23 protein-coding genes are annotated in these 25,990 nt (G+C 67.1%); 12 read left to right on the top strand and 11 right to left on the bottom strand.

Going from position 1 to position 25,990, the window contains the following annotated elements; all coding sequences use genetic code 11:
- Nucleotides 1-18: 18 nt before the first annotated feature.
- The 4 genes from AC1RRV_RS16915 to AC1RRV_RS16900 all read right to left on the bottom strand — a co-directional run bounded on the left by AC1RRV_RS16915 (nucleotide 19) and on the right by AC1RRV_RS16900 (nucleotide 5,632).
- The gene (locus AC1RRV_RS16915; protein WP_492860808.1) at nucleotides 19-1,236 is read right to left on the bottom strand and encodes an epoxide hydrolase family protein; all 1,218 of its coding nucleotides are present in this window, start codon (nucleotides 1,234-1,236) and stop codon (nucleotides 19-21) included.
- 217 nt (nucleotides 1,237-1,453) lie between these two features.
- Nucleotides 1,454-3,709 carry a TonB-dependent receptor gene (locus AC1RRV_RS16910; protein ID WP_492860807.1) on the bottom strand — a complete coding sequence of 752 codons (2,256 nt, stop codon included), beginning with the start codon at nucleotides 3,707-3,709 and terminating at the stop codon, nucleotides 1,454-1,456.
- Complete coding sequence (locus AC1RRV_RS16905) at nucleotides 3,706-5,037, bottom strand: MFS transporter (RefSeq protein WP_492860806.1); 1,332 nt, start codon at nucleotides 5,035-5,037, stop codon at nucleotides 3,706-3,708. Before AC1RRV_RS16905 ends, AC1RRV_RS16910 begins: the two co-directional genes overlap by 4 nt.
- A gap of 49 nt (nucleotides 5,038-5,086) precedes the next feature.
- Nucleotides 5,087-5,632, bottom strand: a complete 546-nt coding sequence (locus AC1RRV_RS16900) for a helix-turn-helix domain-containing protein (RefSeq protein ID WP_492860805.1) — start codon at nucleotides 5,630-5,632, stop codon at nucleotides 5,087-5,089.
- Nucleotides 5,633-5,944: 312 nt separating this feature from the next.
- On the opposite strand from AC1RRV_RS16900, the gene AC1RRV_RS16895 reads away from it, so the two are divergent.
- Both AC1RRV_RS16895 and AC1RRV_RS16890 read left to right on the top strand, forming a co-directional pair.
- On the top strand, nucleotides 5,945-8,656 hold the full coding sequence (locus AC1RRV_RS16895) for an ATP-binding protein (protein ID WP_492860804.1): 2,712 nt from the start codon (nucleotides 5,945-5,947) through the stop codon (nucleotides 8,654-8,656).
- Nucleotides 8,538-11,420 (top strand): ATP-binding protein, encoded by a 2,883-nt coding sequence (locus AC1RRV_RS16890; RefSeq protein ID WP_492860803.1) that lies wholly within the window; start codon nucleotides 8,538-8,540, stop codon nucleotides 11,418-11,420. Before AC1RRV_RS16895 ends, AC1RRV_RS16890 begins: the two co-directional genes overlap by 119 nt.
- Nucleotides 11,421-11,591: 171 nt before the next feature.
- On the opposite strand, the gene AC1RRV_RS16885 is transcribed toward AC1RRV_RS16890, so the two are convergent.
- The 6 genes from AC1RRV_RS16885 to AC1RRV_RS16860 all read right to left on the bottom strand — a co-directional run bounded on the left by AC1RRV_RS16885 (nucleotide 11,592) and on the right by AC1RRV_RS16860 (nucleotide 17,515).
- Nucleotides 11,592-11,963, bottom strand: a complete 372-nt coding sequence (locus tag AC1RRV_RS16885; protein WP_492860802.1) for an ester cyclase — start codon at nucleotides 11,961-11,963, stop codon at nucleotides 11,592-11,594.
- A 279-nt stretch (nucleotides 11,964-12,242) separates the two neighbouring features.
- Nucleotides 12,243-12,668 (bottom strand): cyclophilin-like fold protein, encoded by a 426-nt coding sequence (locus tag AC1RRV_RS16880; RefSeq protein ID WP_492855632.1) that lies wholly within the window; start codon nucleotides 12,666-12,668, stop codon nucleotides 12,243-12,245.
- A gap of 32 nt (nucleotides 12,669-12,700) precedes the next feature.
- Nucleotides 12,701-13,669, bottom strand: a complete 969-nt coding sequence (locus tag AC1RRV_RS16875) for an alpha/beta hydrolase (protein ID WP_492860801.1) — start codon at nucleotides 13,667-13,669, stop codon at nucleotides 12,701-12,703.
- A gap of 154 nt (nucleotides 13,670-13,823) precedes the next feature.
- Nucleotides 13,824-15,035 carry an MFS transporter gene (locus AC1RRV_RS16870; protein WP_492855629.1) on the bottom strand — a complete coding sequence of 404 codons (1,212 nt, stop codon included), beginning with the start codon at nucleotides 15,033-15,035 and terminating at the stop codon, nucleotides 13,824-13,826.
- Nucleotides 15,036-15,121: 86 nt separating this feature from the next.
- Entirely contained in the window at nucleotides 15,122-16,030 is a 909-nt protein-coding gene (locus AC1RRV_RS16865) for a LysR family transcriptional regulator (protein ID WP_492855628.1), read from the bottom strand.
- Between the two features lie 186 nt (nucleotides 16,031-16,216).
- Nucleotides 16,217-17,515: an integrase arm-type DNA-binding domain-containing protein gene (locus tag AC1RRV_RS16860; RefSeq protein ID WP_492855627.1), complete on the bottom strand. Its 1,299-nt coding sequence runs from the start codon at nucleotides 17,513-17,515 to the stop codon at nucleotides 16,217-16,219.
- Between the two features lie 582 nt (nucleotides 17,516-18,097).
- Here AC1RRV_RS16860 and AC1RRV_RS16855 point away from each other — a divergent pair.
- The 10 genes from AC1RRV_RS16855 (at nucleotide 18,098) to AC1RRV_RS16810 (ending at nucleotide 24,201) form a co-directional block, all read left to right on the top strand.
- The gene (locus tag AC1RRV_RS16855) at nucleotides 18,098-18,385 is read left to right on the top strand and encodes a RebB family R body protein (protein ID WP_492860800.1); all 288 of its coding nucleotides are present in this window, start codon (nucleotides 18,098-18,100) and stop codon (nucleotides 18,383-18,385) included.
- Nucleotides 18,386-18,474: 89 nt separating this feature from the next.
- A complete protein-coding gene (locus AC1RRV_RS16850) occupies nucleotides 18,475-18,744 on the top strand; it encodes a RebB family R body protein (RefSeq protein ID WP_492860799.1) in 270 nt (89 codons plus the stop codon).
- A 79-nt stretch (nucleotides 18,745-18,823) separates the two neighbouring features.
- Complete coding sequence (locus AC1RRV_RS16845) at nucleotides 18,824-19,090, top strand: RebB family R body protein (RefSeq protein WP_492860798.1); 267 nt, start codon at nucleotides 18,824-18,826, stop codon at nucleotides 19,088-19,090.
- Nucleotides 19,091-19,175: 85 nt separating this feature from the next.
- Nucleotides 19,176-19,442 carry a RebB family R body protein gene (locus AC1RRV_RS16840; protein WP_492860797.1) on the top strand — a complete coding sequence of 89 codons (267 nt, stop codon included), beginning with the start codon at nucleotides 19,176-19,178 and terminating at the stop codon, nucleotides 19,440-19,442.
- Between the two features lie 23 nt (nucleotides 19,443-19,465).
- Nucleotides 19,466-19,705: a RebB family R body protein gene (locus AC1RRV_RS16835; protein WP_492860796.1), complete on the top strand. Its 240-nt coding sequence runs from the start codon at nucleotides 19,466-19,468 to the stop codon at nucleotides 19,703-19,705.
- Nucleotides 19,702-20,226: a RebB family R body protein gene (locus AC1RRV_RS16830; RefSeq protein WP_492860795.1), complete on the top strand. Its 525-nt coding sequence runs from the start codon at nucleotides 19,702-19,704 to the stop codon at nucleotides 20,224-20,226. Before AC1RRV_RS16835 ends, AC1RRV_RS16830 begins: the two co-directional genes overlap by 4 nt.
- 57 nt (nucleotides 20,227-20,283) lie before the next feature.
- On the top strand, nucleotides 20,284-20,634 hold the full coding sequence (locus tag AC1RRV_RS16825; protein WP_492860794.1) for a hypothetical protein: 351 nt from the start codon (nucleotides 20,284-20,286) through the stop codon (nucleotides 20,632-20,634).
- Between the two features lie 7 nt (nucleotides 20,635-20,641).
- Nucleotides 20,642-21,748, top strand: a complete 1,107-nt coding sequence (locus tag AC1RRV_RS16820) for a hypothetical protein (RefSeq protein WP_492860793.1) — start codon at nucleotides 20,642-20,644, stop codon at nucleotides 21,746-21,748.
- Complete coding sequence (locus AC1RRV_RS16815) at nucleotides 21,745-21,951, top strand: hypothetical protein (RefSeq protein ID WP_492860792.1); 207 nt, start codon at nucleotides 21,745-21,747, stop codon at nucleotides 21,949-21,951. Before AC1RRV_RS16820 ends, AC1RRV_RS16815 begins: the two co-directional genes overlap by 4 nt.
- 60 nt (nucleotides 21,952-22,011) lie before the next feature.
- Entirely contained in the window at nucleotides 22,012-24,201 is a 2,190-nt protein-coding gene (locus AC1RRV_RS16810) for an alkaline phosphatase family protein (protein ID WP_492860791.1), read from the top strand.
- Here AC1RRV_RS16810 and AC1RRV_RS16805 read toward each other — a convergent pair.
- Nucleotides 24,198-25,799, bottom strand: a complete 1,602-nt coding sequence (locus tag AC1RRV_RS16805) for a helix-turn-helix domain-containing protein (protein WP_492860790.1) — start codon at nucleotides 25,797-25,799, stop codon at nucleotides 24,198-24,200. The two genes, AC1RRV_RS16810 and AC1RRV_RS16805, sit on opposite strands and share 4 nt — an antisense overlap.
- Nucleotides 25,800-25,990: the final 191 nt, after the last annotated feature.

The following is a 25,990-nucleotide window of genomic DNA, read 5'->3' as shown; positions in this document are numbered from 1 at the left end:
GGAGCGGGAGAGCGGGACTTAAGCCGCGCGGAGCTTGGCGAAGCAGTTGCGCAGCTCGTCGACGAATAGGGCCGGCTGCTCGAGGGCGGCGAAGTGGCCGCCCTTGGGCGGGTAGTTCCACCAGATCAGCTTGCTGTAGGCGGCTTCACCCCAGCTGCGCGGCGGCAGGTAGACCTCGCCGGGGAAGACGCTGATGCCGACCGGGATGTCGAGCGGAATGGCGGTGAACGAGAAGCTGCGGTTCTCCCAATAGGTCCTGGCCGAGGACGCCCCCGTGTTGGTGATCCAGTAGAGCATGATCTCGTCGAGGATCTCGTCGCGCGAGAGCACCGTTTCAGGTACGCCGCCGCTTTCGGTGGCGTCGACATAGTGGTCGTACATCCAGGCCGCCTGCCCAAGCGGCGAGTCCGAGAGCAGGAAGCCCGTCGTCTGCGGCTTGTTGGCCATCTCGTGGAAGTAGCCCGACCGGGTGTCGCTGTAGAGTTTCAGCGCGGCGATCGCGGCGGCCTCCTGGGGTGTTGGTGACGCCGGGAGCTTGGCGGGCAGGACGATCGGGAAGTTGAGGTGGATGGCGTCCAGGCCCGCGACGTGGTCGCGCGCCATGAGCGTGGTGACGATCGCGCCCCAGTCGCCGCCCTGGGCCACAAAGCGCCCGTATCCGAGCCGGCGCATCAGCGTCGACCAGGCGTGGGCCGTCGTCTGGTGCGTCCAGCCGGGCTTGCTGGGCTTGCCCGAGAAGCCGAAGCCCGGGAGCGCCGGGATCACTAGGTGGAAGGCCTGGTCCGCGGTTCCCCCGTGCGCGGTGGGATCGGTCAGCGGGCCGATGACCTTCATGAACTCCAGCACTGATCCGGGCCAGCCATGGGTCATGATCATCGGCTTGGCCTGCGGGTGCTTGGAGCGGATGTGCAGGAACCAGATGTCGAGCCCGTCGATCTTGGTCTTGAACTGCGGATAGGCGTTCAGCTCTCGCTCGATCCGGCGCAGGTCATACTTGTCGCGCCAATGGGCCATCAGCGCCTTCATGGGCTCGGTGCGAATGCCCTGGCTGCGATCGGGAACGATTTCCGGGTCCGGCCAGCGGATCGCGGCCAGTCGGCGCTTTAGATCGTCCAGATCGGCTTGCGCCAGCGTGACCTTGAAGGGAACGACGGCCTCGCCGGCGGGCGCCGCAGCCAGGCTTTGCGGCGCGGGAGCCAGGCCCGCAAGCGCGACCAGGGCCAGGCCTGAAGCCACCAGGCTCCGGCGAGAGACGAGGGGCTCGTCCCGAAGATGATCTGTGGAAGATGCGGACGACATAGCGGGCTCCCGGCGAGGATCGAGGACGGGCCGCCCTCCGCCAGGATTTGGCGCGAGCGGCGGTGTCCCTCCTTCGTGCCAGCCGCCGGATCGGATGTGTTGAAGACGCCCACGCGAACTGGGACGAGAGCGCGGTAATGACGGTTTCTGCGGGCTAGAGCCTGCGCCGGACGACCAGGCCCAGCGTGCGCGGGGGCGCGCTCGTCACCTGGGTTCGGCCAAGGGTCACGGCGTTGGCGTTGGCGGTCGACAGCGCGACCTCGTCGAACAGGTTGTCGACATAGGCAAGCATCGACCACCGACCATCCTGGCTCTCGACGCCGACACGCAGGTTGGTCAGGACGGAACTGGGAAGCCGTCGGTAGAAGGCGTTGGTAGGCCGAAACTCCGAGTAGGACGCGCCTGAATAGCTCAGGTCCAACTGGATTGATCCGGTGAGCCCGGCGATGGGGCGCTCGTAGCGGGCCGAGGCGGTCGCGGTGGTCTTGGGAATGTAGGGGATGCGATCATTCTTGCGGCCGGCGGCGACCACGGCGGCGTTGATCTGATCTTCGGAGAGCGCCGCGTCCAGGGCGGTCAGCGCGCCCGTCAGGCTAAGGCCCCTCGCGGGACGGATCCGAGCCTCCAGTTCAACGCCCGAGATCTCGGCAGCGCCCGCGTTGGCGGTGAAGCGGAAGAGGCCGTCGGGGCGCGAGCCCAGCGCCTGCAGATTGCTCCAATCGCTTCGGAAGGCCGAGGCCTGGAGGTCGGCGCGGCCGGTCAGGCCCTCCAGCCGGGCGCCTGCCTCGTAGGTCCAGACATGGTCCGACCGATAGGCCACCAGAGCGTCGGGCAAGCCCAGAACCTGGTTCACGCCGCCAGGCCGATACCCCTTGCTGGCCTGGCCATAGACCAGGGCGCCCGGCGTGATCCGATAGCTGGCGTTGAACCGCGAAACCCACCCCGTCTCGCTGGCGTCGTAGCGCGCATAGGGCGTGGCCGGGGCGTTGATCAGGTCCAGGCCCAGCGGCGTCTGGCCCGCGCTCTGGCGGTCATAGCGAAACCGCCGCGCGCCGGCTTCCAGGCGCAGGCGCTCACCTACCTGCCAGCCAAGGTCGGCGAAGACGGCGGTCTGACGCAGCTGCTCGGAGATCTGCCGGATGAAGCGGGGCACGCGGCCCTCGATGACCAGGCCGTTGGCCGGATCGACATCCATCTGGACGTTGCGGACGTCGCCCTCGCGCTCGGCGTGAAAGACGCCGACGGTCCAGGCGAGCGGAGCGGCCGCCTTGGAGCTGGCCCGCAGTTCGAAGCTGTCGCTGTCGGTGGCTTGGCGCGGCTGGATGACGTTGGGAATGAAGCTGGCGACATAGGTGTTGAAGGCCGCCATCGTGGCCGTCGGGCAAGGCGCGCCGCCGCCGCGCAGACGCGCGCACATCGCCGCGTTGTTCAGATAGGTCGCGAAGAACGCGCTGGCGTCGGTGTTGAACTGGTCGAGCCGGCGATGGCTGTGCGAGGCCAGCCCCGTCACCACCACGTCGCCGAGATCCCACTTGGCCGTGAGGCTGTAGATTTCCTGTTTGTCGAGATTGGTCCGGCGAGCCTGGGCGTCGTCCTGATAGTCGCCGGCCTCCAGGACCCAGGTTGGAAGATCGCCGCGAGCGTCCTGATAGTAGGCGGCCGCGTCGATCGTCAGGTCTTGCCGCGGCGTCCAGCGCAGGAGGACCCGCCCGCCCCACCGGCGCGCCTCATTGACATCTTCTTCGCGGCGCGCGCGGCTGTCGATATAGCCGCCGCCGCCTTCTTGGAAGCCGACCAGACGCAGGGCCAGGCGCGCATCGATCAGGGGGAGGTTGAGCATGGCGAAGGCGCGTTCGCCAAGCTCGCCGCCGGCGCGGTGGTAGACATCGACCTGGCCGGCCGCGTCGGTCGAGAATGTGGGCTTGGCGAACAGAATCTTCACCGCGCCGGCCATCGCGTTGGAGCCATAGAGCGTGCCTTGCGGGCCCCGCAGCACCTCGATCCGCTCGACATCGAAGAGGGCCAGGCCCGGCGCGGAACCGCCCGCGTCGTTGCTGGCGCCGACCGATCCGGAAACCGCAACCTCGTCGTAGTAGAGCCCGACCGTTCCTTCGCCGATCCCCTGAACGCCGCGCACGGCCAAGCGCAGATTGGATGGGCCGCCATTGAGCACTGTCAGGCCGGGCGCCAGACCATTGAGACTGGCGATATCGACCACGCCACGGCTTTCAAGATCGTTCGCCGTCAGGGCCGAAACGGCGGCGGGCGTTTCGCGGAGCAGGGTTTCGCGCCGGCTGGCGGTGACGACGACTTCATTGACGCGGTCGCCTTGCTCCTCGGCCTGCGCAGGTGTCGCCAGGTGAGGCGCGGCTAGGGCCCCGGCCAGCAGCATCAGGTTCATCGCCTTCATTGGACGGCTTGTCCCCGAGCGCCGCGCGGCGCGATGGTCACGATGATCAGCACGCTCAGCGCCAAGGCGGCGACCATGACCCCAGCGATAGCGAAAGGACCTTGCGCCTTGAGCAGAGGCAGCAGGGCCAACGGCGCCAGGGCCGCGCCCAGACGATTGAAAGCCCAGGAGAGAGCCACGGCGAAACTGCGGATGCGGGTTGGGAAGACCTCGCCGGCCAGGATGTAGAGCATCGGCACGTACATCAGAGCCACGAGGTTGAACGCGAAGCCCGACACCATCAGGACGATGGGGCTGGCCCCCCAAGCAAAGACGATGATCGCCACCGCGATCAGGCCGGCGCAGAGGCTAAGGCCGAGGCGGCGATCGATCTTGTCGATGAAGGGCGTGGCCGCCAACGAACCGATGGGCGGCCCGAAAGCCGCCACCCCGACATAGAGCAGGGTATCGGACAGCTTGAAGCCCTTCTCCAGCAGGATGGGCGCACTGATGATCGGAAAACTGATCAAGGCCCAACCGCTTAGGAAGTAGAGCCCGAACATCACGCCCCACACCAGGCGCGAAGGCTCGGAAAACGGCGGCGCGGCTTGCGGCGTAGCCGGCCGGTCGCCCTTTCTGAACCGCACCAGCGGCGGAGACTCCAAGAACCGTCCCATGACGGCGTCGGCCTTGTCCTGCCGGCCGGTCGCCAGGAGCCATCGCGGCGATTCCGGCAGGGTGGCGAACGCCAGGGCCAATAGGGACGCGCCGCCGCCGCCAATCACGAACGCCCAGCGCCAGCCTTCCAGGCCAAGCGGCGCCAGCGGCGTCAGCTCCCGGACCAGGAAGATGGCCAGCGGCGCGCCAAGGGCGCCGACCGCACTCACCAGGATCAGGATTGGTCCCCTGCGCGCGGCTGGCAGGATGTCGGTGAGGTAGGCGAACATGACAGGCGGATAGGCCCCCATGGCCATGCCGCCGATCACGCGCAGGATGGTGACCCCCAGAAGACTTGGGGCCATCGACGCGGCCAGTGATGAGGCCCCCAGGAGCGCCATCAGCGCGATCAGCACGCTGCGCCGACCCAGACGGTCGCCGGCCTTGCCAAACACGGGCGCGCCGAGCAGGGCCCCGATGTAGATCGACGACAAGAGCCACGGCAGCTGGCTGGCCGTAGCCGGATCGGGATGCGCGCCGAAGACCGCGGACAGCACGCTCGTCAACGCCACTTCCCAGAGGTCGAAACTGAACCCCAGAGCGCAGATCGTGATGATCGCCACGTGCAGCCGCGACAGCGGAGCCGAGGGCGTTTGGTCCTCGGCTTTCAGGTAGGTCTCGGCGATCGACATGCTTACTCGCAAACCAGCGTCCAACGCGGCCATACCTTGCGCTCTAGTTCTACTGGTCAAGACGAGAGACGGGGCGCGCGCTAGCTTCTTCGTCGACTGTCCGCAGCCAGATCTGTTCTCGCCGCCAGTGATTGGGCGAACGGCCCAGATGGATACGGAAGAGACGTGACAGGTGCGACTGGTCCGCCATGCCGCAGGCCAAGGCGATCTGGCAAAGCGGATCGTCGCTTTCGACCATCAAGGCCTGGGCGCGTTCCAGCCGGCGGCGCGTGACATAGGCTTGCGGCCGTTCTCCGAAATTGACCTTGAAGGCTTCGGAAAAATAGCGGTCGCTCAGATGGGCGATGCGGGCCAGATCAAGCGTTCGGATCTTCTCGTGAAGGTGGGTTTCGACAAACTCCGCCACGCGCTTGGCCTGCCAGGGCGCCAGGCCACCGGAAGCCGGCGGCGCCAGGAGGGCCCCGCGCAGAAGGTCACGCGCCTGGCTGATGTGGTCGCGGACGGGCTTGTGTTCGTCGCCCAGGTGTCGGGTCGCATCGACCAGCAAATCGATGACGACGGTCAGGCGGGATGGGGGCGCCTCATCGCGCCTCATCCTCGGCTCAAGCTCCAAAGCCATGGACGACATCGTCCCCTCCTTCGCGTTCGACCGGCGCCCTTGTCGGTCAAATGCCACGGTGCGGCGCGGCTCGAGCGCAGGCCAGTCAAGACCTGCAAAGAGTTGTTGCGGGCGCTGCGCAACAGGCCCTCATAGCCTCCGCCACCGTTGCGCCAGGGTGCGACACAGGCATAGTTGGCCGACTGTCAAACGGAGCTGGCCATGCTTTCGGAAGGCGGCCAGGAGCACTGCTTTGGCCCTTATCGACTTTCCGTCGCCCAGAAGGCGCTGTTCGAGGGCGGCGGCGCGGTGCGGCTCGGCGGCCGGGCCCTGGACATCCTCACGCACCTGGTGAGCCGCGCCGGCGACGTCGTCAGCAAGGAAGAGCTGATGGCCGCCGCGTGGCCTGGCCATTATGTCGAGGAAGCCACCCTGCGGGCCCATATCGCCACGTTGCGCAAGGCCATCGGCGATGGCCAAGACGGCGCCCGCTACATCGCCAATATCCCAGGTCGGGGCTATTGCTTCGTCGCCCCCGTCGCCGAACGCGCCGCCCCGGTTTCGGACCCGACGCCGGCCCCGATTTCGGCGGGAGGCGCCAGAATTCCACCGGCTCTGCCGCGAATGATCGGCCGGAGCGCGGCCGTCGACGCCCTGGCCAGTCAGTTGCGCGATCGTCGTTTGGTGACGATCTGCGGTCCTGGCGGCATAGGCAAGACGACCGTCGCCGTCGCCGTGGCGCACCAGATCGTGCCGCGCTACGCCGATGGCGTCCATCTCATCGACCTGGCGCCGGTCGCCCACCCCGAAGCGGTGGTCAGCGCGTTCGCCGCCACCCTTGGCCTCAACACCGCGACCGGAGAGTCCAGCGAGGGGCTGGCCCGGGCCTTGGCGGGCAAGCAGATGCTGCTCCTGGTCGATAACTGCGAACACGTGGTGGAGACGGTCGCGGCGATCGTGGAGGAAATTCTGCGTGGCACACCGCACGTCGATGTTCTGGCGACGGGGCGCGAAGCGCTCGGCGCCGACGGCGAAACCGTCCATCACCTGCCGCCCCTTCAGACACCGCCATCGAGCGATTTCATCGGTCCAGACGATGCGCTGCAATTTGCTGCGGTCGAGCTCTTTGTCGAACGGGCCCAGGCCGGCGACGACGCCTTCGTGCTGTCGGCCGCCGAAGCGCCCGTCGTCAGCGTACTGTGTCGCCGGCTGGACGGCATTCCCCTGGCGATCGAGTTGGCCGCCGCGCGGATCGGCCAGCTGGGGGTGACCGGCTTGGCCGCGGAACTGGACCAGCGGCTTTTGACTCTCACTCAGATCAGGCGCTCGGCCCAACCGCGACACCGCACCCTGACGGCGATGCTCGATTGGAGCTACGAACGACTGGACGCGGCCGAACAGGACCTGCTGCGTAGACTCTCGGTCTTCTCAGGAAGGTTCACCGCCCGCGCCGCCGCCATGGTCTGCGGGACCGATCCATTCGACGGCGCGGTCATGGAGACCCTGCAGAGCCTGCGGGCCAAGTCGCTGGTGGCCGCCGAAACGGGCGGCGGGGCGGTGTATCGTCTGCTCGATATGACCCGTGCGTATGCGGCCGCCAAGCTGGAGGCGCAGGGCGAGGGGGACGATGTTCGACGGCGGCATGCCGCGCTCTGCCTGGACATCCTCGGCCGCGCCGAACGCGGTTGGCCTGAGCAGCTGCGCGACGACTGGATGGCCGAGTACGCGCCCTGGATCGACGATATCCGCGCCGGCATCGACTGGGCTTTCTCGGCCGGCGGCGACGCGGTCACGGGGATCGAACTCACCGCCGCCTCCGTGCCTCTGGCCTGCCAGCTATCCCTGATGCGCGAGTTTCGCGGGCGGGTGAACCGAGCGATCGTCGAACTTGAGCGCCTGCCGTTTCCCCTTCCCATTGCCGAGGTCCAGCTCAACACGTTCCTGGGCACGGTGTCCTTCCATGAGTCTGGTTCGGGCTCGATGATCACCTCGGCCTACGCCAAGACCGTGAGCCTTTCGGAGACCCTGAACGATCCCAACCACGACAAATCGGCCACGCTCGATCTCTTCCAATGGGCTTTCAGCCTGGGCGACTACCCAGCGGCGCTGAAGGCGGCCGAACATCTGGGCATGCTCGGTCGCGCCAGCTCAGATCCCATGCTGCAGCTGACCTCCGACCGGCAGATCGCCCAGGCCAGCCACTTCCTCGGGGACCACACGCGAGGTCGGACCTACGCCGAGCGCGTCCTCAACCATCCGACCCAGGGCATCCGCCTTCCGGTCGGCAGTCCGATGCAGTTGAACCGCAAGGTGTCCATGCGGATCATCCTGTCGCGGATCCTCTGGATCGAGGGGTTAGCGGATCAGGCCATGGCGATGGCGCTCGAGGCTATCGAACTCTCCGCGTCCGATCTTTCCCTGGCGCTGTCGCAAACCCTGGCGCTTGCGGCGTGCCCGATCGCCATCTGGCGCGGCGACATGGAGCTGGCCCTGCAACTGACCGAACGCCTTCGCCATCACGCGCGCGCTTCGGGGACGGAGTATTGGGCTAGCTGGGCCGAAGCCATTCTCCACACTCTCAAGGCCGATCCGCAGGACAGCCGGCTGCACGTCAACAGCCACCTGCTGGGCGCAAAGCAGCTCGACGGCTTGGGCGCTCTGGACTGGCGATATGCGAGCGCCGAATCGTTGGAACGGGTTGAGCGCGGTGTTGTGGGATGGTGCGCTCCGGAAATCCTACGCGCCGAAGGGCAGATCGCCCTAGTCAGCGGCGGCAGCGACGCCCGCCGTATCGCCGAAGGCTATTTCGAGCGTGCTCTGGACCTAGCCACCCGGCAGGGCGCGCTATCTTGGCGTCTTCGCGCGGCGACGAGCCTGGCGCGCCTCTGGGCGCAGGACGGTCGTGGCAAGGAGGGACTGCAGATGCTGGCCCCGATCTGCGATCAGTTCACCGAAGGGTTCTCGACCGCCGACATCCTGGCCGCCAAGTCGTTGCTCGAGACGCTCCGTGTGGCGGCATGAGGCGGACAGGTCGATGATGACGACAAGACCCGGCGCCGCGGTTGAGGATGCGCTCAATTTTGGCCCGTTCAGCCTTCGGCGCTCCGCCAAGACCCTGCGCGAAGGGGACAATCCGGTTCACCTCGGCGAGGCGATCTTCGCCATCCTTGCGGCGCTGGTCGAGCGCGCGGGCGAGCAGGTCACGCCGGATGAGTTGATCGTCTACTCTGGTCGCGCCGGCGATGGCGGCGCGGAAATGATCGAGGCCTATGTCCGGATCCTGTGCCGGCGCCTGGGTCTCGATCCCAGCGGGCGCGCCTACATCACCCGACGCTCGACGGGCTACTGCTTTGGCGCGTTAGTGAGCCGACAGAGCGTGCCGTCGACCCCGTCGCTGCGGGTGGTGAAGACCAGGAACAACCTGCCAGGACCCGGTGACCGTCTGGTGGGGCGCGACGAAGACATCCGCAACATCGCCGAACTGCTGGATCAGGCGCGCTTCGTGACCGTGGTCGGGGCGCCCGGCGTGGGAAAGAGCGCCGTCGCCGTCGCGGCCGCAGAAAGTACCAGCGCGCGCTTCGTCGACGGGGCGTGCTTCGTCGACCTCGGAGTCGTCAAATCACCGGACGGACTGGCGAACGCGGTGGCTATGGCCCTGGGTGTCGGCAGTCTCTCGGAGGACCCGTCCCCCAGCATCTTGGCCCATCTGCGCGACAAGCAGTTTCTTCTCGTGCTCGACGACTGCGCGGGAATCGCCGAGGCGGCGCCGTCATTCGCCGACCGCTTGCTGGAGGCTTGTCCTGGCGTGCGTTGCCTCACAAGCGCGCCGCGACCTTTGGGGGCCCCCGACGAGCGCGTCTATCGCCTCCAGGGTCTTTCCGTCGAGACGGGCGACGCATCGCCCGCCGCAGCGCTCATGAAACAGCGACGGATCGAACGCCTGATGGCGCCCGATCTGTCGGACATGGACTTCTATCCCTACGGCCGTCTGGTCGAGGCCTTGGCCGGCGCGCCGCTCGCCATAGAGCTTGTCGCCGCCGCATCGCCCGAGCACGTCGATGCGCTGGCTTCCCGCATTCCAGCCTACGGCAAGGACGGGCTGGGCCTCGATGTCGTCCTTGGATGGGCATTGTCGGCGCTTGATGAATCCGAAGCCGCCTTTCTGCGCCAACTCGCCAGCTTCAACGGTTTCATCAGCCTCGCAGCCGCCCAGTCCATGGCTCAGATTTGCGGGGTCTCGGACCTGGGCGCCGTCATGGGACGGCTGGCGGGGATGCACCTGGTCACCCGCGATATCGTCGACGGCGTCCTGCTCTATCGACTTCACGCCGCTGTGCGGGACTTCGCCCTTTCCGGTCTCCAGAGCGAAAATGACTACGCGCTTGTCCGTCGTCGCCATGCCGAGGTCTGCCACGAAATCCTCAAACGCGCCGAAGGTGATTGGGATGAGCTTGGTCAGCGTCAGTGGGTGGAGCGCTACGGCTATGTCATCCACGATCTAAGGTCAGCCATCGACTGGTGCATGGGCATTGGTGACCGCCCGCTCGGGGTGGCGTTGACGGCCGCGGCCGTTCCCTTGGCGGTGCAGCTGTCTCTGACCGCGGAGTTCCGCGGGCGCGTGAAGCTGGCGCTAGACGTCAGCGATGGCTGGCGGCGTAGCCCGATCCTGCAGATGCGCCTCAACACCGCCTATGCAAACCTCGCCCAGCTGACCTGGGGCACCGGAGCCGAAGCGACGGCCGCCTTCTCCAAGGCTCACGAATTGGCCGAGCGGGTCGGCATCGCCAGCGAGCAGGCGTCGACCCTTCTGGGGGTCTGGTCCTGCGCCTTCGGCAAGGCCGACTACCCGGCCGCCGCCGAGTTCAGCAACCGTCTGAGCATGGTGGCCAAGGTCTCGTCCGAACCCTTCATCACCCTGCTGGGCGATAGGACCTCGGCCCAGGCCCAGCACTTTCTCGGGCGTCACGATCGGGCGCGGATCCTGGCCGAGCGGGTCATCAACTATCCGCAGCGCTCCATTCCCCTGTCGATGTCGATGCCGGGCGTGAGCCGGCAAGTCTCGATGCGCATCATCATGGCCCGGATCCTGTGGATCCAGGGGCATCCGGACCAGGCCGAGGAGATGGTCGAGGCGGCGATCAGCCATGCCGCCGCCGACCTGGGCATCGCCATGTGCCATGCACTGGCCTTGGCCGCCGCGCCGGTCGCCCTGTGGCGGGGGGACGAGGCCCGAGCCCAGACCCACATCGACCGCCTCCTGGACTTGTCCAGCGCGGGTCAGGCCAACTATTGGCGCAGCTGGGCCCAGCGCTTCGAGGAAGTGCTGCGTTGGCGCCAGACCGGCGTCGCTGTGGCGCCGCCCCAAGACGCCAAGCAGGCGGACGCCATGGCGACCTTCGCCGCGGTGTTCATTACGCCGGGTGTCCTGGCTCGCGTTGAGGCGGGTCTGGTGGGCTGGTGCGCGCCGGAGGTTTTCCGAGCCGAAGGCGAGCGCCTCCTGGGTCAGGGCGACCATGATGGCGCCGAAACAAGCTTCAAGCGTGCGCTCAACCTGAGCCGTCGTCATCGCGCGACCGGTTGGGAGTTGCGCGCCGCCAACAGCCTGGCGCGGCTCTGGAACAGTCAGGGCCTGGCCGATGAGGCCGAGGCGCTTCTGGCCCCGATCGTCGAAGGGTTCAGCGAAGGGCACGCCACGGCCGATCTGCGAGCGGCGCACGAGGTTCTCGCCAAACTCAATCGCGGCGGTGTGCGAAACCACAAGGATGGCCGCCCTCCTCGGGGTTGAGGCGGTGTGAGGAGGGCGGCGGGTCCTGGGTTTTGGGGGAGGAGGACCCGTCCTTGAGGACGTCTCCACAGTCTCATTTCAGCGGCGATGGCGCTTGGACGCTCAGCGTCGATTTGACAGGTTCGGCGGTGCTTTAGTGAGGCAGAGGGTGGGGCTCCGCATCCTGATCGTCTATGCGACCGGCTCGATCCGCCAATGTTCGCAGAGCTTACCGGCGCTAACGCGATAGGCCTGCAGGGCTTCAAACGCGATCCTGGTTCCAGTGGGCGGCAAGTCGCCCAGAGGATTAAGGTGGGTTCCCGTGATCTGAGCCAGAACCATAACCCGACTACCTTCAGCCATCATGTCCAACGGGCGCCAGATCATGTCCGGAAAGGCCGAGCGAAGGCCGCCCAGATAGCGTTGGAGTTCGCAGACGTCGAATTGGCCGTCGTTTGGTGATCGACAAGATGTATCGACCAGCTCGACCAGAGCGTCGAGCGCCCCTTGGTTGACGAGATCGTAGTAGCGGGAAATGACGCTCTTGTTGACTTCGATCGACATTTGCAAATCCTTGCATAGCGCGATCTCAGAGTGGGCGAAGCCGGCTGGGCGGCCTTGAATATTACCCTCCGCGTTGGAGCCCATCAGCGGTACTTGCCGCGCCGGAACATCAAGCAGCGCCCGCGATCTTCAAGACGCCAACAAGCCGGGGACTTTGGGCATGATGCTGAGCTAGTGGAATGGGCGCCGACAGCACCGGACCAATTACGGGGTCAGCGGTTCGATATGGCAGCTCCCCACCACTGGCTGCAAAACAAGCAAGCCAGAGCCTGGACCCGTTCACTCTTGGGGACCGCGCTCGGCACGGTACACCTGGATCTTCAGCGGTCCTGGTCGATCGAAGATCGAAACATCGCCGGCCACCTTGCCAAGGACGACGATGCCGGGCTGGGGCACGCGGCCCCGGCGGTAGTAAATCACTAAGTCGTCCGAGCCCCACAAGCCGAGCGTGCCGGGCTCGAAATCCAACTTACGTGGGGCCTGCGGCAGCGGTGCAGGCAAAGTCCCCGTCTTCTCCTGCCTCAGGTGGTCGCGCATCTCGATCGTCATCGGCAACCGCCGCGCGAAAGCGCGCGCGGCGGCGTTGTCGGTCAGGGTGGCGGTGACCTCGCCCCACGGCGACAAGATCTGGATGCGCTCTTGCGCCATGGCGTGTCCCATTGAGACGAGGGCGAGGCTGGCGGCGGCCAGGACGGTGCGACGCATGGCGGGTCTCCCTGGATTGAGGACCGGTCGCCCTAGGCGGCCAGGTGTTGCCGGAAGAAGCGGGTCAGCTTGGCGAACGGGATCATGTCCACGCGGTCGTAGAGGTCGACGTGACCCGCGCCCGCCACCCAGACAAGCTCCTTCGGCTCGGCGGCGCGACGGTACGCTTCGGCGCTGAACTCCTTGGAGTGGGCCTGGTCGCCGCTGATGAACAGCAAGGGGCGCGGCGAGATCGTTTCAAGGTCGTTGAACGGATAGAAGTTCATGAACTTGATGTTGCTCGTCACCGTCGGCTTGGTGGTGCGCTCGCGCGACGCGCCGGGCGGCGTCACCTCGCCGCGCGGGGTGCGGTAGAAGTCGTAGAACTCACGCTGGATGGGATCGGTGTCGGCCGTCAGCTGCAGGGTCGTGCCGCCGGCGACCTCGACCGTCCCGCCTTCGAACTCAGCCCAGCGCTTCTGGGCCGCCGCGGCGATCATCTGCTTGCGCTGCTCGATCGAAACGGTGTGGTTCAGCCCATCGCGATTGGCCGCGCCCATGTCGTACATGCTGACGGTGGCGACCGCCTTCAGGCGTGGGTCGATCTTGGCCGCGCTGAGGATGAAGCTGCCACTGCCGCACACGCCGATGCCGCCAATGCGCTCGCGGTCGATGAAGGGCCGCGTGCCCAGGAAATCCACCGCGGCGCTGAACGCCTCGGCATAGAGGTCCGGCGCGACCGCGTTGCGCGGCTCCCCCTGGCTCCCGCCCCAGAACGGCAGGTCGATGGCCAGGGTCACGAAGCCCTGCTCGGCCATCTTGGTGGCGTAGAGCGTCGCGCTCTGCTCCTTCACCGCGCCCATCGGATGGCCGACGACCAGCGCCGGGGCCTTGGCGCCCGGGGCGAGGCCCTTGGGCGTGATGAGGTTGCCTGCGACTGTCGTCTGGTACTGAGTCTTGAAGGTGACCGGTTGGAGGGTCACGCGATCGCTCTTGTAGAAGTTGTCTGCGCCGTGGGTCATGTCCTGAGCCTTTGCGGATGCGGGGATAAGCGAGGCGGCGGCGAGGGCGGCGACGCTCGCGCCGACCCCCTGGAGGAGAAGTCGACGGTCCAGCGCCGATGGGCGCGCGAGGGCCGGAAGATTGTCTGGGCTTTGCATGAAAATCTCCGTGGGGTCAGAGTCTGGCGAGACGGCGCGGGACGCTGAGGGCGGCGAACCCCGCCGAGGCGCAGAGCAGAAGGGCGCTGATGAGGAAGGTCGCGCGGTGGCCGCCGGCGTCGAACAGCAGTCCGCCGCATGCCGCGCCGGCCGTGATCGCCAGCTGGATCACCGCGACCATGAGGCCGCCGCCCGCGTCGGCGTCGTCGGGAAGGGTTCGCGCCAGCCAGGTCCACCAGGCCACGGGCAGGGCCGTGCCCACGAAGCCCCACCCGATCAGCATGGCCATCGTCGGCAAGGCGCTTGGGCCGACGACGATCAGGCCAAGGGAGATCACGGCCATCAGCAGCGGCGCGACGAGGAGCACCGCTCTCAGGCTCGCGGCCACGAGGCGCCCGATCACGGCCGTGCCGGCCAGCCCGGCCAGGCCCATCAGCAACAAGGCCAGCGAGAGCGGCGAGGCGCCAAGCCGGGTGACGCCTTCGAGGAAAGGGCGCAGATAGGTGAAGAGCGCGAACTGGCCCGCGAACAGCAGGCCCATCGCCACCATCCCCGCCTTGGCATAAGGCCGGCGCAGGACGCCGACGACGCTCGGCGTCGCGCCGAATGATGACGGCATCTTCGGCAGGGCGAGCCATTGCCAGGCAAAGGTCACAGCCGCGAGCGGCACGACCAGGAAGAAGGCGCCGCGCCAGCCGATGAACTGCCCGAGGAATGCGCCCAGCGGCGCGGCGACCAGGGTGGCCACGGCGTTGCCGCCGTTGACCAGGGCCAGGGCGCGAGGGACCTCGTCGTGCCGGACCAGGCGCATGACGGTCGCCGCCGACAGCGACCAGAAGCCGCCGATGACGACGCCGACCAGGGCGCGGCCGACCATGAAGAGCGGCGCGTTGGGCGCCAAGGCCACCAGAAGTCCCGAAATCACCATGACGCCAGTCAGCCCGAGCAGCACGAGCCGTCGGTCCAGCCGCGCGACCCGGCCGATCGACAGACTTGTGAGCACGGCGAACAGGCCAGATACGGCGATGGCCTGGCCAGCCATGCCCTCAGTCAGCCGCAGGTCCGCGGCGATTGGGGTCAGCAGGCTGACCGGCATGAACTCCGAGGCGATCAAGGTGGCCACGCACAGCGTAAGCGCCAGGACCGCGCTCCAGCGGCTGCGGTCGGCCGGCACGGTGTCAGAGCGGGTTGAGACGGTGTCGAGGTTCAGGCTGGCGGCGGTTTCCATGGCCAGCAAGATAGGGGCTGGGGGGAGGCGCAATAGCCGCCACCCGTTTATCGCGGCGTTGAGCCCCGCTCATCATCGCCAGCCAGTCAGAGGCCGAGCGGGCGCTCCTCTCGGATAAGGTCGATCAGCAGGCGCAGCCCGGTCGGCAGCTGCCGGCGGCCTGGGTAGTAGATGTAGAAGCCGGGTCCGTTCGAAGCCCAGTCGCCGAGCACCGTCCGCAACGTTCCCCGAGCGACCTCCGCGGCGACGCACGGCTCGGGCAGATAGGCCAGCGCCGCCCCGCCCTTGACCAGATCGATGGCGAAGGCGGTGTCGTCGATCGTGACCTGGCCAGGAACGTCCACCGCCAGCGCCTCATCGCCGCGCTCGAACTCCCAGTGGTAGATGCTGTCGTCGCCCAGCCGGATGCGCAGGCAACGATGCCGCGTTAGGTCCGAGGGATGCTGGGGCGCGTCGAACCGAGCCAGGTAACCGGGCGAGCCAACCACCACCCAGCGGATGTCGGCCGACAGGCGCTGGGCGACCATGTCCTCCGGCACGGTGCCGCCGTAGCGGATGCCAGCGTCGGCGCCGGCCGCGACCACATCCACCAAGTGGTTGGCGATCACGACGTCGATGGCGATGTCCGGATAGCGCTCGACAAAAAGCGGCAACACCGGGGCCAGCAGCAGCGTGCCGGCGTGTTCGAGAACGTTGAGCCGGATCCGCCCTGCTGGTTCGGCGCGAAACCGGTTGAGCGTATCCGCCGCCGTCTCGATCGCCTCGAAGGGGCCCAGGATCGACGCCTGCAGGTGCTCGCCCGCCGCGGTCAAGGTGACGCTACGGTTGGTGCGGTTGAGCAGGCGAACCCCGAGCCGGGCTTCGAGACCCTTTAGCGAGTGGCTGAGCGCCGAGGCGCTGACGCCCAGCTCCAGCCCCGCCCGGCGGAAGTTGCGGTGCCGAGCCAATGCCAGGAAGTAGCTGAAGTCTGCAAGATCGGTTCGGCTGAGCGGCATGCCGTAGACTGGCCCGTTATGGCGGCCCGTGGCAATGTTGATGAAGTATCTTCAACAGTCTGAGCCGATACCAACGGCCTTTGCCTTGGACACCCATATGGGCGCGAGGCCTCGCCTACTCTAATCGCGGACGTTCAGCGGAGCGAGCGGCCCCCGTCCATTGAGACTCTCCACCGTTGCCCGGGCCTAGGCCGCTATTCGCATCCCCGCGGTGACCGAACCTGTGCGTTCCCAAACCACTGACTGCTTGGCGAAGCCCGCGATCCAGAGCTGGATATCCGGACCGGACTTGGCTGCGCTCTGGCACACGACCTGGGAAATTCGCTCCTGCTGTTTGCGCAGGTGGCCCGAGAGCAGCCGGTCGCGAGTGATGTAGCCCGTGTTCACGCCGGGCAGGGAGTGGTTCATCAGCAGGTGGGCGTCTAGCTCGGAAACCTCGGCGATCTGCGCGACCGTCCGGAAGGTCTGGCGCAGGTCATTGCCCCACTTGGACAGAACGATCCGCTTTTCTTTGTGCTCAACGATGTGGCCGCTCGCGCTGTCCGCCGGGAAGAGCCAGAACTCGGCCTGCTCGGGATGCAGCATTCGGCCCCAACGCATCGCCCGGATCACGCACCGCATCATCGCTCGCGACAAGGGGATATCGAAGGCCTTCTTCGCGCCTCCCTTCGGGCGCGGCACATGCAGGATCCTCTTGCGGAGATCGATGTGCTCAATCCGGACCTTTTTGAGCGCGGTTGGGCGCGAGCCGGAAAGCAGGACGAGCAGATGATACTCGCGGCGTATGGGGCTCTCCAGGGCGTGCGCCTGGCGCAGCCAGCCCACCAAGTCCTGGTCCCCCATGCCGGTGTCGCGACGGACCTCGACGTTCCAGTCGATCGCTTTGACAGGGTTCACGCCGGGCAACGCGGGGTTGGTCTTGAGGGCGTGATTGTAGATCGCTCGCAAGCTGCGCATGGCGCCGTTGGCGATGTAGGGTCCGTTCAGCTCGCTGATCCGCTCGTGGCGCTCGACGACCATCGACGGCGTTTCGCCCAGGCGAGCGAGCGGTCGGTCAAGCCAATCCGCCATCAGTCGCTCGATATGGTCGCGGTAGTTGGCGATCGTTCCGGGATCGCGTCCCTTACGGAGCAAATGGCGATCAAGATAGTTCTGCCAAGCCGTCCGTAAGGTGACCGGTCCGCTCTTGGACTTCGCTTCCCCGCCAGGTTTTTCGCCCCGCGCGATCTGGCCGAGAAAGTCTTTGGCCTTGTTGCGAGCGTCGCGGCTAGAGAGCTCGCCGAACTCGCCCAGCTTGGCCTGAGCACGAAACTCGCGAACGCCGTGCTTCCAGTGCTCGCCCTCCGCCATGAAGGTTTTTCGGCGCTTGCCGACCTTGAGCAGGAAGCCGGACAGCTCCGTGTCGCGGACGAGATACTGCCCTGTCTCGGCGTAGGGGAGTCGGGCGATCGCCTTGTCTGTGAGAAGAAGCTGTTCGGACGCCATGTTCAGACCCAGAATTTTAGTCGGGGTTTAGTCGGGGGAAGTGCTCCGTGTGAGTTTCTCGAGGTCCATGTACGCTAATGTACGCTAGATCGCGAAAATCATCATAATTACAATGACATACAACGCTTGCGGAGGCAAGTAATGTGGCTCTAGAGGGCGCTGGAGAAGGCCCTACTACATTCTACGAATCTGAGGGTCGGACGTTCGAATCGTTCCGGGCGCGCCATTTTCTCCCCCGTTGTTTACGAAGCCTAAGCAACCGTCGCGGATCATCCGGGACCGTGGCGTGTTATCGTACGTGTGGCCCGGATCGCGGATCAGCGCGCGTTCGCCCTTCCGCCCGCCCCATCTTCCGCGCGGCCGCCAGCGTCGATCAGACGGTGTTTCGGTTCGCGATACGGCGAAAACGACGCCGAGTCGGCTTAACTCACGATTTAGCGATTTATCATTCACGCTCCTGGCGTGTTTTTTGGCGCGTCTCGCCAATCATGGTTCTTTGAACCTGCCTAGCCTCCTTCCTGTGAAGACCCCACGCCCCGCGACCGGTTCGATCGCCTGGCGAGCCAGACCACAGGAGCACCGATGGCTTTCCCCACCGCTGTAAACGACCAGATCACCGACTCGGTGACCCAGGCCAACGTCAAGGTTCTGGGCGACGCCCCGGCCATGGCGATCGGCAGCCTCTACCAGGCCACGGCCCAGGCGCTGGCCAACGCGGCGCACAACGCCGCGAACGCCCAGTCGCAGAGCTACGTGACGGGTCAGGCGGCCACCACGATGGGGGTGGCGACGCTGTACTCGCTGGACACGGCCGCCGACGGCAAGGCCACCGCGGCGATCCTCGGCGCGACCCCCAGCATGCTCCGCTGACCCTGGTCGGCGCGCCTTCCCCGTCCTGAGGTCGTCATTCGGCGGCCTGGACTTCCGGTTCATCCACCTCTCGAAAAAAGGAAAACAGCATGGCCTTCCCGACAGCCGTCAATAGCCAGATCACCGACGCCGTGACCCAGGCCAACGTCAAGGTCCTGGGCGACGCCCCGGCCGTGGCGATGGGGAACCTGTACCAGGCCACCGCCCAGGCGCTGGCCAATGCGGCCCACAACGCCACCAACGCCCAGCAGCAGAGCTACGTGACGGCCCAGGCCGCCACGACCATGGGCGTGGCGACGCTGTACTCGCTCGATACGGCGTCCACCGGCATGGCCACCAAGGACATCCTGTCGGCCTGACGGCGTACGCCTGATTGAGCCCGTCTGATCGGGGCCGTAGCGGCCTCGATCCGAGCCAAGCTTCCCGAGGGGTGCGCCGATGGCCTTTCCGACCGCCGTCAACAGCCAGATCACCGACGCCTTGGCCCAGGCCAATGTCGAGGTGCTGGGTTCGGCGTCCGCCCTGGCCATGGGCAATCTCTATCAGGCCACGTCCCAGGCGCTCGCCAACGCCGCCCACAACGCCACGTTCGCCCAGCAGCAGATGTACGTCACGGCCCAGGCGGTCACGACCGCCGGCGTCGCGCTGCTCTACTCGCTGGGCGGAGCTTCGGACGGCCGGGCGATCCGCCAGATCCTCAAGTGACCACGAGATCTGAACGACCCCAGATCTGAACGACTGACGGCGGGTTCAGGCCCGCCTCGCTTCAAACCGAGAAGGAAACGAAAGCATGGCTTTCCCTACGGCTCTCAACAGCCAGATCACCGACGCCGTGACCCAGGCCAACGTCAAGGTTCTGGGCGACGCGCCGGCCATCGCGATGGGCAACCTGTTCATCAGCACCAGCCAGGCGCTGTCGAACGCGGCCCATAACGCCACCAACAATCAGCAGCAGAGCTACGTGACCATGCAGGCCTCGACCACGCAGGGCGTGGCGACCCTGCTGTCGGTGGACACCGCCTCCACGGGCGTCGCCACGGCGCGGATCTTCGGCTGACGCGCGGCTAGAGGGAGGGGGGCTTGGCCACGCCGACACAGGGCATGGCGCGCGTCGTCGACGCCGTGGTCAGCGCCCAGGCGCTGACCATCGGCCCCGCTCCCGCCGTGGCCATGGGCATGACCTATCAGGCCATGGCCAACAGCATTTCCATCGCCATGACCAACGCGGTCGCGGCGCAACAGAACGGCCAGATCATCGGCAACGCGGTCCTGGTCCAGGTCCTGACCCTGATCGTCACCAAGGGAGCCACCGGCAAATGAGCGACGGCACGACGAACGACCAGATCGTGGATTCGGTCACCACCGCCAGCCTGCTGGTCGGCGGCCAAGCGCCTTCGCAGGCCTTCGGCATGCTCGACACGGTGATGGCCGAGACGCTGGGCATGGCGATGCACAACGCGGTCATGCGCCAGCAGGCCTCGGGCACCGTGAACGCGGCCGCCGTGACGGCCGCCTGCGCGCGGATGCTGCAGGTTCCGACGCAGTTCGGCGCGCCCTCGCCGCCCGTCCCGCCGGCCCCGCCGACGCCGCCGGGGATCCAGCCGATCCAGCCGTCGCCGCCGCCCTCGCCGCCCTCTCCCAACGGGGTCAGCGAGGCGCTGGCCCGGGCCAAGGCGGCGATCAGCGTGATCCTGAACGGGGTGACGACGGGAACCCAGGAAGAGACCGAGGCCAAGCAGGCGCTCGCCTCGCTCAACCAGGCGACCGCTCCGCCAGCTCCGCCGGCGCCGCCCGCGCCTCCCACGCCACCGCCGCCGCAACCGGCGCCGCCCACGCATTAGCCCCGCTAGCGCCGCTCGGCCCGATGGCTGCGGCGCCCGCGACCCAAAGGAGATCCCATGGCGAACCCGATGTTGGTGAACCCCCAGGTCGTCGACCTGATCAATCAGGTTCACAGAGCGACCCTCTATGAGGATCGCATCACCCGCAGCGGCGCGGGCAAGGCCTACCAGTCGGTGGCCCAGTCCAGCGCGATCGCCGTCCAGGACGCGACCGACGCGCTGCGCAACATCTCGACCATCGCGACCACCGCCGCCGGCGTGGCCGTCGCCCAGCTGCTAGCCACGGGCAACAGCCAGTATGTGGACGCCTTGAAAGAGATCCAGCAGATGGTGACCAGCGCCACCGACGACTACGCCAAGGTGGGCGCGGCCGCGACGCAGATCATCAGCCAGTTCCCCACCGAGTGAGGCGGCCATGACCCTCTTCATCGGTGACCAGGTCATTCAGTCGGCGGACAATTTCTCCGACCAGGCGCGAGCGGCGCTGAGCTTCATCGACGGCGGCCGCGAGTGGACCAACTGGGCGATGACGGTCAGGACCGCGCCCTACGCCTTCTCCGATGAGAGCGCGTTCCTGGACGCCGTCCAGCAGGGTCTGCACGGTTCGCGGTTCGTCCTATTGCCCACGCTCGGCCTGATGGTCAGCCCCGTGAAGCTGATGACCATGGGGGGCTCGGAGCTCTCCGTGCTGCAGGACGTCGAGAAGGCGCGGGCCGGTCCCAAGGAGGTCGCGCGGGCGCAGCGGATCCTCGATCACCACGACCTGCGGACCAGCACGGACATGGCCAAGGTCGAGCCGTTCCTGGCCGACCTCGGCGTCCCCGGCAAGCCCGTGTTCCAGGCCATGGGCTTCTCGGACCGCCTGGCCCTGCTGGATCTGATGGCGTGGATCGACCCCGACGACTCGCCGCCGGTCTTGACCGACCTCGACCGCGAGGCCGCCGCCTTCGCCGCCGACGAGGCGCGCACGCCGCTGGAGTTCATCGACTATCTCCACGTCTACAAGGACCTGGCCAACAAGCCGAACGCCAAGACCGGCGCGGATGACCGGCTGAAGAACGCCCAGAGCGCGATCCACGCCTTGCTGCCGCTGCTGTTCTGGGGGCTGGACTGTCCGCAGGTGCCGGGGCTGGTGGCGCCGTCCGAGGTCGCCCAGGCGGTCAAGATGTGGGTCGTCACCGGCAAGGCCGTGGGCTTCCCCAGGCTGTCGGCCGGGGTGCGCGAGGTCGTGGCCCACACCCACTATCACGGCCAGGCCGGACAGGCCGCGCGCGAGTATCTCAAGGGCTATCTGAAGGCCTCCCGGGACCTGCTCGACAGCGCCGAGATCAGCCGCGGGCTGATGGGCCAGGACGGCGCCACCTGCATCTTCCCGATCGCTTCGCACCTCTGCGAGGCCTGGCTGAGGCTGGATCCCCAAGGGGTCATCTCGCTGACCTCCTTCCGGTTGAAGCGCCGACGCAAGGCGACCGACGACGATTTCAAATTTTCCGACGGACCTGAACTGGAGAAAGCATCATGAAGCGCAAGAAGGGCAATAAGTCGGGGCTCCTGCCGGCCCACATGGGGGGGGCGGTCGTCCACTCCGAACACGTGGTGGCCCATACCGACGACATCATTCACAACGCCGAGCTCCGCTCGGTCGCCAGCCAGGCGGCCGCCCAGGAACGCGCCGCCGTGGCCGAGGCCAAGGCCAACGCCGCCGTGGCCGCCACCGACCACTAGTCCAAACCGATTACAGCGGCGCCGTCCCCAGGGGCGGCGCGGCGGAGGCCCTCCATGCCCATGAGCGACCAACTGCCCGACGCCGCGATCAAGCATGTCGTCGTGCTGATGCTGGAGAACCGTGGTTTCGACCACATCATGGGCTGGCTGTATCCGGCTGTTCCGGAAGACCAGGACGCACCCTACACGCTGGTTTCCCGCGACGACGACGAGCGGCCGTTCATCGGGCTCTCGACTCTGACGCCGCAGCAGGTGCAGGCGCTCAAGAACCCGATGCCCCCGGGCGGCGGCGACCCGGTCGGGCCCCGGGGCGGCGCGCGCTCGCCGAAGACCCCCTCGTACAATACGGGCGAGAGCTTCGCGCACATCATGAACCAGATGTGGGGCGTCGCTGAGTCGGAGGAGATCTGGTTCAATCGCGCGAAGCGAGAAGCCCTGCTGAACATTCTCAGCAACAACGGTCAGCTGCCGCCGCCGATGACCGGCTATCTCCTCGACTACGACCTGGATGTCTTCCACCACGCCGGAAAGCATCTCGCGCCGGACGAGCTCAACGAGGTTCTGGACACCTATCTGCCCCCGCAGATGCCTGTCCTGAGCGGTCTGGCCCGGTCCTACGCGGTATCCGACGAATGGTTCTGCTCGGTGCCCAGCCAGACCAACACCAATCGGGCCTTCTCGATGGCGGGAACCTCGCGGGGCATGGTCAACAACAGCTTCTACGATCCGCCCAACTGGAGCCTGGCGTTCGTCAAGACGGTCGCCAAGATCACGACCGGTGAATACAAGAGCCATGCCGACGCGCTGCCGATCTCGACCCGCAGCATGTTCGAGGTCCTGCAAGAGGCCAATCTGAGCTGGAAGGTCTATTGGCAGGCCGAATGGCCGCCGAGGATGGGTACGGGCACGGCGAGCTGGCAATATACGCGCACCATGCTGCCGCTGCTTGAGGACAAGCAGTTCGACTCGAACTTCGTAAAGTTCGACGCCGGCAACCTGATGAGCCAGTTCTACCAGGACGCCCGCAACGGCTCGCTTCCGGCGGTCAGCTGGATCGAGCCCCTGTGGGGCGGCGGTCAGGGCTGGGTCCGCGCCAAGACCACCTCCCCGCCGCGCGGGGTGGGAAACGACTTCCACCCGGTTTCGGACACGACCACCGGCGAAGACTTCGTCATGAACGTCTACCAGGCGCTGTCGGCCAAGAAGGAGAGTTGGGACCAGACGCTGCTGATCATCACCTTCGACGAGAACGGCGGCACCTACGACCACGTCGTTCCGCCCGGCGCGCTTCCAGCGCCGCAGCCGGGGAATGGACCGCCGATCCCGCCGCCGAACCCGGCGGTCCCTCCGCCCGGGAACCAAGCCTGTCCGCTGCCGCATCCGCCCGTCGACCGGAAGGACATCGACCCCGACACGCGCACCCAGTTCGGCTTCAAGTTCGATCAGCTGGGCGTCCGGGTGCCGACCATACTGGTTTCGCCCAGGATCCCGAAGAACGTGCTCTTCCGGTCGACCGAGCAAGGCGCCGTCTACGACCACACGTCGATGATCGCGACCATTCTCAAGCTGGGTCAGGTTCCGCCGGTCAACTGGATGCTGGGCGAACGCGTCGCGAACGCGCCGACGTTCGAGGGGCTGATCACCCAGCCGGCGCAGGACGGCGGCCCGCCGCCTCCGGCGCTGAACTATCCGGCGCGGCCGCTGAGCGTCGCCGAGGAGCGCTCCAACGGGGCCGACCTGCTCTTCAACAAGCCCTACAAGCTGCAGTACGTCGGCGACATGTGGCAGGACCGCGTGGGGTCGGTCTATATGGGCAAGTCTGGTTCGGGAAAGATCCCGACCTACTACTATCCGACCCTGACCACCTCGCCGGCCGAAGCGATCACCTTCACCTTCCGGGCCACGGGCGGGGGCGAGGAGTTGGCGCCGATCACCAACATGTCGGTGCTGCGGATCGCCACGACCGAGCACTCCTATGTCGGCTGGATCCTGATGACCGCCTCGCACGGCAACAACTGGGTCTATTATTCCGGGGACCGCAACCACGGCTCGGCCTGGCAGGTCCGGCTGTTGGGCAGTCGCGAACGCGGCGATGGGGTCAAGGAGGGCGACCTCGTCTATTTCGTCAGTCAGCTGCCGACAGCGCCGCTGGCCGACCCTTTCCAGCGCCTCATGCCTCCGACCAAGGACAGTCCTTACCTGACGACCAAGGCCGGCGAATGGGGCTTGTGGAAGGTCGTCGCCGCCTAGAGCCCGACGCGTTCCAAGCCACCGCCCCCGACGTCGCCGGCCTGGCGGCGGAATTCTCGGGGCGAGCGACCGACGATCTTGCGGAACGATTTCTCGAAGTGGCTGAGATCGGCGAAGCCGACGCCGAAGGCCACGTCCGTGATCTGACGACGCGGCTCGGCCACCAGGATTTCGCGGGCCTGGTGGATGCGGATGCGCAGCAGGAGTTGCTTGAACGAGATCCGCAGCTCGGTGCGGAACAGGAAACTGAGGTGCGAGGGGCTGACGTGAACCCGCCGGGTCAGGTCCTCCAACGACAGCGGATCGCCGTACCGCTCGCCCATCAGCAGCAGCGACTTCTGCAAGGCCTCGTGCAGATCGGAAAGCGCCGGCCGGTCCAGCCGCAGGGCCCGGGCCACCCAGTCGTCGGCCGTGTCGATGCTGGTCGGGCTCCGGACCGTCGCTCCAAGCGGCGGAGGCGGCGCGGGCGAAGGCGCGACGTGGGACGGGGAAAAGCTCGGCTCCTCGCGAGGCGCGGCGGCGGGCGCCGGTTGAAGACGCAGGATCCAGCCGGCGTGGCGCGCGATGTCATCGAGCTCGATCCGCCGGGTGTCGGTCATCACGGCCAGCCGCGCCACCACCCGCTCCAGTTCCACCCGGTTGCCAGGCCAGTCATAGGACCGGCAGGCCGCGATCAGCTGCGGAGAGATCTTGTCGTCGGGCGGATAGCCGCGCTGCTCCAGAGCCGCACGGATCAGGGATTCTATGTCGCCGGCCCGGTCTCGCAGGGACGGCGCGCGGGCGGTCAGCACGTCCAGTTCGGACAGTAGCCGCCGCGAGAAGAAGCCGGCCTCGGTCAGGGCCGCCAGGTCGCGGGTGGTCGAGGCGATGATCCGCACATCGGCCATGTCGGGTCGGGTCAGCCACTGGCCCAGGCGAGAGCGCATATAGAGGGGCAGGCGACTCTGCTGGCGCGGCGACAGGTCGTCGACGCCGCTGAGGAACAAGGTCCCGCCGTCCGCGCGGGCGAACCAGCTGTCCGGTGAGACGGCGGGTTCAGCGCAGTTGACCTCGACGAAGGGGGCGTCGCGGCGCGGACCCTGGCAATGGATGGTCGCCGCCAGCAACGGCATCTCCGCGCCGAACTCACCGGTCAGCAGCACCGGCAGCTCGCTGCCGGCGGCGCGCTCCAGGAACCGCTCCAGCGCGCGGACCGGCTCGCTCAGTCCCACCAGCAACATCGGCTCGCCCAGCCGGCGGGCCGTCCAGGCCTGGGTGTCATAGCGCTGGACGATCGCCGCGCACTGGGCCGCGAAGTCCTTCATCCAGGCGCCGGCGGCTTGGCGGTGGTCGGCGCGCGTGCGCCACTTGATCGCCAGGCTGCCCACCTCGCGTCCAGCGTATCGCAGAGCATAGTCGGCAATCGCCGGCGGATCGTGCGGCGACCTGGGGGCGGGACCTTCCAGCCAGTCGGCGACATTGACCGCATGGTCTACCGAGCCCTCGTCGATTGTCGGAGGGTCATGCCGCTCATGGCGAAAGCCGCGCGCCGATCGCGAGACAGTCAGGCCGCCATCGGCCAGGCGGATCGAACCCTGCAAGGCGCCCAGCTGACCCACCAGTGTTCCAAGGAGCGACTCAAGGAGATGGCGGAGGGTGCTGGGCGCGGTGGTCTCTATGGACCTAACGCCCCCGAGGCTTCGTGAGCGGGTTCGAATCCGTCACAATACCCAGGGTTGTATGTGGGTTCATGGGCCGATTTTTGGACCGAGATCCAATTCGCCTTCGATGTCATGGCCGCCAGCCTCTC

This window comes from Caulobacter sp. GW821-FHT11E10, from assembly GCF_058808375.1.
Note: the sequence above shows the minus strand (reverse complement) of the source record. Positions and strands in the feature narration are given on the sequence as shown.

Excerpts from the sequence above, each read along its gene's own strand:
- AC1RRV_RS16910 (WP_492860807.1), bottom strand. The coding sequence starts at position 3,709 with ATGAAGGCGATGAACCTGATGCTGCTGGCCGGGGCCCTAGCCGCGCCT.
- AC1RRV_RS16905 (WP_492860806.1), bottom strand. The coding sequence starts at position 5,037 with ATGTCGATCGCCGAGACCTACCTGAAAGCCGAGGACCAAACGCCCTCG.
- AC1RRV_RS16900 (WP_492860805.1), bottom strand. The coding sequence starts at position 5,632 with ATGAGGCGCGATGAGGCGCCCCCATCCCGCCTGACCGTCGTCATCGAT.
- AC1RRV_RS16885 (WP_492860802.1), bottom strand. The coding sequence starts at position 11,963 with ATGTCGATCGAAGTCAACAAGAGCGTCATTTCCCGCTACTACGATCTC.
- AC1RRV_RS16880 (WP_492855632.1), bottom strand. The coding sequence starts at position 12,668 with ATGCGTCGCACCGTCCTGGCCGCCGCCAGCCTCGCCCTCGTCTCAATG.
- AC1RRV_RS16875 (WP_492860801.1), bottom strand. The coding sequence starts at position 13,669 with ATGACCCACGGCGCAGACAACTTCTACAAGAGCGATCGCGTGACCCTC.
- AC1RRV_RS16870 (WP_492855629.1), bottom strand. The coding sequence starts at position 15,035 with ATGGAAACCGCCGCCAGCCTGAACCTCGACACCGTCTCAACCCGCTCT.
- AC1RRV_RS16865 (WP_492855628.1), bottom strand. The coding sequence starts at position 16,030 with ATGCCGCTCAGCCGAACCGATCTTGCAGACTTCAGCTACTTCCTGGCA.
- AC1RRV_RS16860 (WP_492855627.1), bottom strand. The coding sequence starts at position 17,515 with ATGGCGTCCGAACAGCTTCTTCTCACAGACAAGGCGATCGCCCGACTC.
- AC1RRV_RS16855 (WP_492860800.1), top strand. The coding sequence starts at position 18,098 with ATGGCTTTCCCCACCGCTGTAAACGACCAGATCACCGACTCGGTGACC.
- AC1RRV_RS16850 (WP_492860799.1), top strand. The coding sequence starts at position 18,475 with ATGGCCTTCCCGACAGCCGTCAATAGCCAGATCACCGACGCCGTGACC.
- AC1RRV_RS16845 (WP_492860798.1), top strand. The coding sequence starts at position 18,824 with ATGGCCTTTCCGACCGCCGTCAACAGCCAGATCACCGACGCCTTGGCC.
- AC1RRV_RS16840 (WP_492860797.1), top strand. The coding sequence starts at position 19,176 with ATGGCTTTCCCTACGGCTCTCAACAGCCAGATCACCGACGCCGTGACC.
- AC1RRV_RS16830 (WP_492860795.1), top strand. The coding sequence starts at position 19,702 with ATGAGCGACGGCACGACGAACGACCAGATCGTGGATTCGGTCACCACC.
- AC1RRV_RS16825 (WP_492860794.1), top strand. The coding sequence starts at position 20,284 with ATGGCGAACCCGATGTTGGTGAACCCCCAGGTCGTCGACCTGATCAAT.
- AC1RRV_RS16820 (WP_492860793.1), top strand. The coding sequence starts at position 20,642 with ATGACCCTCTTCATCGGTGACCAGGTCATTCAGTCGGCGGACAATTTC.
- AC1RRV_RS16815 (WP_492860792.1), top strand. The coding sequence starts at position 21,745 with ATGAAGCGCAAGAAGGGCAATAAGTCGGGGCTCCTGCCGGCCCACATG.
- AC1RRV_RS16810 (WP_492860791.1), top strand. The coding sequence starts at position 22,012 with ATGAGCGACCAACTGCCCGACGCCGCGATCAAGCATGTCGTCGTGCTG.